The sequence below is a fragment of the Bradyrhizobium sp. genome, from assembly GCF_049798375.1.
In the GTDB taxonomy this organism is placed as follows: Bacteria; Pseudomonadota; Alphaproteobacteria; order Rhizobiales; family Xanthobacteraceae; genus Bradyrhizobium.
This window is the reverse complement of the sequence record NZ_JBARGP010000673.1, coordinates 1-2,342: the sequence shown is the minus strand read 5'-3', so window position 1 is coordinate 2,342 and position 2,342 is coordinate 1. Positions and strand designations below refer to the sequence as shown.

At 60.5% G+C, this 2,342-nt stretch carries 2 protein-coding genes; both read right to left on the bottom strand.

All coding sequences use genetic code 11. The features are described from left to right. On the bottom strand, positions 1-832 hold an 832-nt coding region (locus WA702_RS26255; RefSeq protein WP_425113457.1), incomplete at its 3' end, for a carbohydrate ABC transporter permease. Between the two features lie 76 nt (positions 833-908). Beyond that, the coding region (locus WA702_RS26250; RefSeq protein WP_425113456.1) for an ABC transporter substrate-binding protein at positions 909-2,342 on the bottom strand (1,434 nt) is incomplete at its 5' end.

The following is a 2,342-nucleotide window of genomic DNA, read 5'->3' as shown; positions in this document are numbered from 1 at the left end:
GCAGCGCCGCCGATTTCCCAACATTGGTGTATTGGTAGAATTCGAGATAGGCGCGAACCTGGAACACCAGCAAGGTGTTGCCTGGCCCGCCTTGCGTCATCGCGTAGATGATATCGAATTGCTGGATGGCGTCGAGCAGGCGGAACAGGCTTGCCGTGATGATGTAGGGCGACAGCATCGGCAGCGTGATCCGGAAGAACACGAACAGCCTGGGAACGCCATCCAACGCCGCCGCCTCGAACGGTTGCTGCGGCAGCGAGCGCAACCCGGCCAGCAGCAGCACCATCATGAACGGCGTGTAGACCCAGACGTCGACCAGGACGACAGTGAACAACGCCGTGGATGGGCTCGATGCCCACCGGAAATCGGACGCGCCGACGAGGCTGACGAGATAGGAGAGGATCCCGAAATTCGGGTTGGTCATCAGCTTCCACATCAGCGACGCAATGGCGGGCGCGGTCATCAGCGGCAGCAGCAGCAAGACCGAGATCAAATTGTTGAGACGGGTCTGCCGCTGTAGCAGCAGCGCGATGATCAACCCGAACACCAGCTCGACGCCGACCGTAATGGCCGTGTAGCGCAGCGAGACGCTGACGGTGTTCCAGAATTCGGAATCATACAGCAGATTGGTGTAGTTGCCGAACCAGATGAAGCCCTTCAGGGCCGGCAGGTTCAGCCGAAACCGCAGCGCTGAATAATACAACGCGGTGACGAACGGAATCAGGATGCCGATGCACACCAACAGCGCCGGCAGGCTGAGCAGATAAGGTAGCCACTCGACGGGGCGGCGATCGACGACACGAATGGGCTCGTCGATGGGCTGTGACGTCATGGGAAGGCCTCCGGTGCCCGACCCCAAAGGGGTCGGGCGGAGCAGGCATTACACGGGGCGAAGATGCGGAGAAGGTTTAGCCGAGGCCGGCTTCCCGCAACTGCTTGTCGATGCTCGCGGCCAGTTGATCGAGGCCTTCGCTGACCTGCACCTCCTTGGCGACCATCTTCTGCAGCGTTTCCGCCCATTGCGTGGTGACATCGAAGAACAGCGGCTGCGCGGTGAAGTAGATCTTCGCACCCGGAGCCGAAGCCTCATACTGATCGAGATAGCCTGGATAGGATTTGGCGATACGGTCGCGGAATTCACCATCCTTCCAGACCGAGGCCCGGACTGGATTGACGAAGTCCATCTTGCGCGCGCCGAACAGATCGTGCTCGACCGACGTCGCCCATTGCATGAACTTCCAGGCCGCGTCCTTCTTCTTCGAGAAGCTGGACATCGCCAGCGACCAGATCCAGACGTTCGGTGTCGGCGCCTTTGCGGCGGGGTTGGCCGCGAACGCCGCATAGCCAAGATTGCCCTTCTCCTTGTTGTCGCCGCCGTTCTCGAAATAGCCGAGAATATCGGCGTCGTAGATCATGGCGGATGCACCGGCGCCAAGATCGGTGCCGACCTGATACCAGGTGTAGGTGGACCAGTTCTTCGGGCCGGACTCCCTGATCATATCAACCCATTGCTGGTGGAACGCCTTCGAGCCGGCGGTATTCATCGCGGCCTTGAGCTTGCCGCCATTGACCGTGAAATCCTTCTCGCCGAAATTGGCGTAGCCCGACAGGAAGCCCGGATGGATCGTCGCCCAGGAGCGCGATCCGCGTACGCCGATGCCATAGGGCCCGCCGAGATCCTTGGTCAGCTTCGCGGCCGTCTCCTTCAACTCGCCGAGGTTCTTCGGCACGCTGACCTTGGCCTTTTCGAACATCTTGCGGTTATAGGTCAGGTTGTTCTGCTCATAGCCCCAGGGAATGCACCATTGCTTGGCATCCGCCGAGCCAAGCTCGCCGCCGGGTACGCCGTTCCAGGCGGTCGACGCGCGCAAGCCCGGCATCACGTCATCCCAGGCGAAGTTCGGATTGGTCTTCTTCGGATCCTTGATGTACTCGTTGAGATCGACCACCCATCCGGCCGGACCATAGGTCCAGGTCATGTAGGCGCCGGTCATGAAAGCATCATACTGATCGGACTTCGACGACAGCGCCGCCGTCACCTTGTCGAAATAGACGTCTTCCGGAAACACATCGTAGCTGACCTCGATCCCGGTCATCTTCTTGAAGTTCTCGAGATCGGCGATCATCGCGTCGGCATACGGATGTTTGTTGAGCAGCAGCTTGATCGCCGTGCCCTTCTGCGCCTGCCAGTCATAATCGCCGGCCATTGCCCCAACCAGCGAGGACCCCAGCATCAAGTTGGCGGTTGCCGCGGTGACGCCGAGACGGGCGGCGCCGCGCATCAGATCTCGACGGCTGACACGACCAGCCGCATAGGCGTCGAACAGATCCTTAATTCTGTC